General features: G+C 72.7%; 3 protein-coding genes. 2 read left to right on the top strand and 1 reads right to left on the bottom strand.

Going from position 1 to position 4,438, the window contains the following annotated elements:
* Positions 1-262 precede the first annotated feature (262 nt).
* Positions 263-1,306 carry a LacI family DNA-binding transcriptional regulator gene (locus tag GJ743_RS13945; protein WP_155052527.1) on the bottom strand — a complete coding sequence of 348 codons (1,044 nt, stop codon included), beginning with the start codon at positions 1,304-1,306 and terminating at the stop codon, positions 263-265.
* 198 nt (positions 1,307-1,504) lie between these two features.
* Between GJ743_RS13945 and GJ743_RS13940 the strand changes: the two genes are divergently transcribed.
* Complete coding sequence (locus GJ743_RS13940) at positions 1,505-2,854, top strand: Gfo/Idh/MocA family protein (RefSeq protein WP_155052526.1); 1,350 nt, start codon at positions 1,505-1,507, stop codon at positions 2,852-2,854.
* Positions 2,855-2,959: 105 nt separating this feature from the next.
* Positions 2,960-4,030 carry a DUF2510 domain-containing protein gene (locus tag GJ743_RS19255; protein WP_196217010.1) on the top strand — a complete coding sequence of 357 codons (1,071 nt, stop codon included), beginning with the start codon at positions 2,960-2,962 and terminating at the stop codon, positions 4,028-4,030.
* Positions 4,031-4,438 lie beyond the last annotated feature (408 nt).

The following is a 4,438-nucleotide window of genomic DNA, read 5'->3' as shown; positions in this document are numbered from 1 at the left end:
GAGCGGATGGCGCGGGGCGGGTCGAGTTCGCAGGATGAGACGGGTCATGGTGCCGGTGGCGGCATCGGGCGGCTGATCCTGTTTTCGCGACGGGAGGGGCGGTCCCGCGGTGAGGCTGGGGTGAGCGGATGGTGCGGGCGCCTGCGAGTTCACAGGATCAGACGGGTCATGGTGCCGCGGGCGGCGGCATCGGGCGGCTGATCCTGTTTTCGCGACGGGGCCGGCGGTCCCGCGGCGAGCGGATGCGCGCCGGGAGCCGGCCTCAGCCGCGGCGCGGCGTCGACTCGCGCAGCACGACCTCGGTGTGCACCGGGGACTCGTCGACCGCGTCGGGCTCGTCGAGCGCGAGGCGGAGGGCGCGTCGGCCGACCTCCTCGAGCGGGATCCGGACGGTCGTGAGCGGAGGGGTGACGTCGCGCACCGTGGGGATGTCGTCGAAGCCGGCGACCGCGACATCCGTGCCGGGGGTGAGGCCGGCGTCGCGGATGGCCGACATCGCGCCGACGGCCATGACGTCGTTGCCCGCGAAGACCAGCTCGATGCCGTCGAGACCTTCCTCGATGAGCTGCGTCATGCCCTCGTAGCCGCCGTCGCGCGTGAACGCGGGGCGCACGATGCGCTCGAGCGTGCCGCCGCCGGCCTCGAGCCCGGCGCGGAAGCCCGCGAGGCGCTCGTCGGCGGTGCGGATGCCCTCGGCGCCCGTGACCGCGGCGAAGCGGCGGTAGCCGAGGCCGATGAGCTCGCGCGCGAGCGCCTCGGCGCCGGCGCGGTTGTCGAGCTGCACGGCGTGGAACTCGCCGGCGGCGCTGCTGACGAACGCGACGCGTCCGCCGTTGGACTCGAAGGCCCGCAGCTCGGCCTCGAGGGCGTCGTTGTTCGGGTCGCCCTCGCGACGCGAGGCGGCGAGGATCATGACGCGGGGCCGCTGGCCGCGGAGCGTGCGGACGAGGTCGAGCTCGCGCTCGGTGTCGCGCTCGGTCGCGGCCATCGTGACGATGAGCCGTTCGCGGTCGGCCTCGCGGACGACGCCGGCCGCCATCTGCGAGAAGTAGGGGTCGGCGATGTCGGCGACGAGCAGCGCGACGGTCGTCGTCGAGCCCCGGGCGACGGCCTGCGCCGAGAGGTTGGGGGAGTAGTTGAGCTTCGCGGCGGCCGCGAGAACGCGCTGGCGGTACTCCTCGTTGACCTTGCGCGTGCTGCCGTTGAGCGAGCGCGAGGCGGTGGCCAGGGACACGCCGGCCTCGCGGGCCACGTCGTGCAGGGTCGCGGGGGCGGTTCGCCGGGTCTCGACGGCGTCGTCGGTCATGCGTCCTCCGTATCCGTGAGGCACTCTCGCGAGGCTCTGGCAGGCGCCCCATGCTATCGCCGAGGGCGACGGATGCCGCGGACGTCGCGGCCGCGGAGTGCTCGGATGACGCAATGCTACCGTAGTGAGATAGCGCTTTCCCGGTGAGTTCGCGCGGACGCGCGGCATCCGGGAGCAGGACCAGCGAGTGGAGCAGCGATGACGCAGCGGGAACGGTACGGACTCATCGGCGCGGGCAGCCGCGCCGGCATGTACATCGGGGCGATGAGCGGCACCGTGCTCGGCGCCGAGCGCGTGCCCGAGGTCGCCGAGCTCGCCGCGTGGTCCGACGTGAACCCGGGCCGACTCGACGTGTACGAACGCGAGGTCGTCGCGGCGGGGCATCCGTCGCCCGCCCGCTACGACGTCGACGACCTCGAGCGCATGATCGCCGACGAGCGACTCGACCGGGTCGTCATCACGACGCCCGACTTCACGCACGCCGAGTTCATCGTCCGCGCGCTGCGCGCGGGCGCCGACGTCGTCGTCGAGAAGCCGCTCACGATCGACGCCGAGAGCGTGCGCCGCATCGGCGCCGCGATCGCGGAGACCGGCCGAGAGGTCATCACGACGTTCAACTACCGCTACAGCCCGCGGAACTCGACGCTGCGTCGCGTCATCGCCGATGGCCGGATCGGGCGGGTCACGAGCGTGCACTTCGAGTGGGCGCTCGACACCGTGCACGGTGCCGACTACTTCCGGCGCTGGCACCGCGACAAGCGGAACTCCGGTGGGCTGTTCATCCACAAGGCCTCGCACCACTTCGACCTCGTGAACTGGTGGATCGGCGCCGCGCCCATGCGGGTCTTCGCGAGCGGCGGGCTCCGCTTCTACGGCGCCGAGAACGCCGCGGCGCGCGGGCTCGGCGAGCGGCCGGCCCGCGGCACGGGTGCGGGCGAGGCGGGCGGTCCGTTCTCGCTCGACCTCGCCGCCGACGCGCGCCTCAAGGAGCTCTACCTCGACCAGGAGCACCACGACGGCTACCTCCGCGACCGCGACGTGTTCGACCCCGGCATCACGATCGAGGACAACCTCGCGGCGCTCGTCGACTACGACTCGGGAGCGACGCTCAGCTATTCGCTGAACGCGCACGCGCCGTGGGAGGGCTACCGGGTGACCGTCAACGGCACCGAGGGACGCGCCGAGCTCGAGGTCGTCGAGCGCGGTGCCGTGCTCATCGGCGAGGACGGCCGGGTCGTCGTCGACCCGAGCATGCACCCCGACCACTCGCCCGTCGACGAGGTGCGCCCCGACAGCGAGCGGCTCGTGCTCCAGCGGCACTGGGAGGGCGCCGAGGTCGTGCCGATCCCCGAGGGCATCGGCAGCCACGGGGGCGGCGACGCGTACCTGCTCCAGCACCTCTTCGACCGGGTGACGGATGACGCGCCCCTCGGCCGGGTCGCCGGCTACGCCGACGGCGTGCGAGCGGTCTCGGTCGGCATCGCAGGGAACCGGTCGCTCGAGACGGGGCTGCCCGTGCGGATCGCGGACCTCGACCTGGGCGTCTGAACCGCCCGCGGCATCCGCTCGGCCCCGGACTCGACCCGGTTCCCGCCCCGCTGCGCGGGCCTTTCGACCCCACGGATGCCTCGGGGTGCTGCGATCATCGCGATCATGAGCGATCCGACGAGCGCGCCTCCGGGCTGGTACGACGACGGGCGCGGACAGCAGCGTTACTGGGACGGCACGCAGTGGACCGAGCACACGGCGCCGCTGCCGGGGGCACAGGATGCGACGCGGCCGTACGACACCGCGGCACTCGGCGGCGAGGCGTCGCCCGATGCCTCGCCGTATGCGGACACGACGCCGTTCGCGGGGCTGCCGACGAACGGCCCCGCCGGAACCGGTGGGGCTCCGCCCGCGGAGTACTCGGGCTACGCCGCCTACGGCGGAGCGCCGGGCACGCCGGGCATGCCTGGCGCGCCGCCCGAACCCGCCGGAACGAACGTGCTCGGCATCGTGGCGCTCGTGGTCGCCGCGGTCGGGTTCGTGTTCGCGGTCATTCCGTTCGTGCAGGTCGTGGGGCTGATCCTGCTGCCGATCGCGTTCGTGCTCGCGATCATCGCCCTGTTCCTGAAGGGCCGGAAGTGGCCGGCCATCACGGGCCTGATCCTCTCCGTCGTCGGCGGGATCATCGGGACGATCGTGTTCGCCGTCGTCGCGCTCGGGGTGTTCGGGCAGATCGTCGACTCGGGCGTGATCCAGGACGAGATCGACCGCCAGCTCGAGGAGGAGTTCGGCGAGCCGACCGGACCGGCCACCGAGGAGCCCGGCGACGAGGCCGTCGAAGGCCAGGTGCTCCAGTTCGGCGAGACGATGGTGTGGAGCAACGGCGTCTCGATGACGGTCTCCGCGCCCGAGCCGTTCACGCCCTCCGACCTGTCGGCCGGCGCCGACCAGGCCGCGAACCTCGTCTTCACGCTCACCATTCAGAACGACTCGACGGAGAACGTGCAGCCGGTCGTGTTCTCGCAGCTCTCGTCGGGCGGCACGGAGGCCACGCGCATCTTCGACGTCGGCGCCGAGGGCGGCCAGGTCGGCATACCGCCGACCACGGCGATCCTGCCCGGCTCGTCGATCACGTGGAGCGAGGCGTGGTCGGTCGCCGACCCCGCATCGCTCACGATGCAGACGGCGCCGTCGTTCGAGTACGAGGACGTGATCTTCACGAACGTGCCGCAGTAGGCGATCGCGATCGTCGATCGACCCTTCGTTCTCGGAGGTGGGAGAAAGGTATACCGCCTCCACCTTTCCACCTCATCTGAGCGGCGATACGTGCACGGCCTGCCGGTCGCGCCGGCGGCAGCGAGGTGGACTCGCGCTCCCCGCGCCGAGCACCCGCGGGGCGCGAATCGGTGTTCACGGTGGATGTGCGTCGGACCGTCCGGGGACCCGCATGACCCGCATCGACGGTCGTCACCGGTCGGCGTCGGCGTTCGGGTCGGCGTCGGCGTTCGGGTCGGGGTCGGGGTCGGGGTCGGGGGAGTGGGCGCGGTCGGGATCGGGGCCGATGGAGTGGGCGGGGTGGGCGGGGTCGACGCTGCCGTCGATGGCGGGGGCGTGCTTCGGGTAGGCGAGCAGCATCGCGCCGGA

The sequence above is a fragment of the Agromyces bracchium genome (assembly GCF_009709675.1).
Taxonomy (GTDB): Bacteria; Actinomycetota; Actinomycetes; order Actinomycetales; family Microbacteriaceae; genus Agromyces; species Agromyces bracchium.
The sequence above is the reverse complement of the archived record's forward strand: the minus strand, read 5'-3'. Positions and strand labels throughout refer to the sequence as shown.